Consider the following 1,356-nt stretch of genomic DNA (forward strand, 5'->3'; position numbering starts at 1 on the left):
TGTAGAAAAAAAGTCCCATAAGATCTATAATGAAAAGCAACCAAACCATCATTAGAAAGAATCCTATGGAACAATTACATTTTATCACAAAACTTCTTGATATCAAAGACCCAAATATCCAAATTATAGATATCGTTAATAGGGACACACATAAAGAAATCATCGCTAAATTGGATTATGAGACTCCATATTGTCCTGTTTGCGGAAGTCTAATGAAGAAATATGACTTTCAAAAACCGTCTAAGGTTCCTTACCTTGAAACGACTGGTATGCCTACTAGAATTCTCCTTAGAAAGCGTCGATTCAAGTGCTATCATTGCTCGAAAATGATGGTAGCTGAGACTTCTCTCGTCAAGAAGAATCACCAAATCCCTCGTATCATCAACCAAAAGATTGCCCAGAAGCTAATTGAGAAGACTTCTATGACCGATATTGCCCATCAGCTGTCTATTTCAACTTCAACTGTTATTCGCAAGCTCAATGACTTCTGTTTTAAGTCTGATTTTTCTTACCTCCCTGAGATTATGTCCTGGGACGAATATGCCTTTACTAAGGGAAAGATGAGTTTCATTGCTCAAGATTTTCATAAGCTCAATATTATCACTGTTCTTGAGGGTAGAACACAAGCTATCATTCGAAATCACTTTCTGCGCTACGATAGATCCGTTCGTTGTCAGGTGAAAATCCTTACTATGGATATGTTTAGTCCTTATTATGACTTGGCTAAACAGCTTTTTCCGTGTGCCAAAATCGTTCTAGATCGCTTCCACATTGTACAACATCTTAGCCGTGCTATGAGTCGTGTGCGTGTCCAAATCATGAATCAGTTTCATCGAAAATCCCATGAATACAAGGCTATCAAGCGCTACTGGAAACTCATTCAACAGGATAGCCGTAAACTGAGTGATAAGCGATTTTATCGCCCTACTTTTCGCATGCACTTAACCAATAAAGAGATTATAGACAAGCTTTTGAGCTATTCAGAAGACTTGAAACACCACTATCATCTCTATCAACTCTTGCTTTTTCACTTTCAGAATAAGGAACCGGAGAAATTTTTCGGACTCATTGAGGAAAATCTAAAGAAAGTTCATCCTCTTTTTAAGACTGTCTTTAAAACATTTCTAAAGGACAAAGAGAAAATCGTCAATGCCCTTCAGTTACCCTATTCTAATGCCAAATTAGAAGCAACCAATAATCTCATCAAACTTATCAAACGCAATGCCTTTGGTTTTCGGAACTTTGAAAACTTCAAAAAACGGATTTTTATCGCTCTGAATATCAAAAAAGAAAGGACGAAATTTGTCCTTTCTCGAGCTTAGCTTTTCTTCAACCCACTACAGTTGACAAAGAGCC

General features: G+C 37.2%; 1 protein-coding gene. It reads left to right on the top strand.

Annotation, left to right across the window (positions count from 1 at the left end; translation table 11 throughout):
- Nucleotides 1-65 precede the first annotated feature (65 nt).
- On the top strand, nt 66-1,322 hold the full coding sequence (locus ADI86_RS05725; RefSeq protein ID WP_049532140.1) for an ISL3 family transposase: 1,257 nt from the start codon (nt 66-68) through the stop codon (nt 1,320-1,322).
- The last annotated feature ends 34 nt before the right edge of the window (nt 1,323-1,356 follow it).

The sequence above is a fragment of the Streptococcus pseudopneumoniae genome, assembly GCF_001074975.1.
GTDB classification, from domain to species: domain Bacteria; phylum Bacillota; class Bacilli; order Lactobacillales; family Streptococcaceae; genus Streptococcus; species Streptococcus pseudopneumoniae_D.

Coding starts and splice junctions, on each gene's coding strand:
- ADI86_RS05725 (WP_049532140.1), top strand. CDS start 66: ATGGAACAATTACATTTTATCACAAAACTTCTTGATATCAAAGACCCA.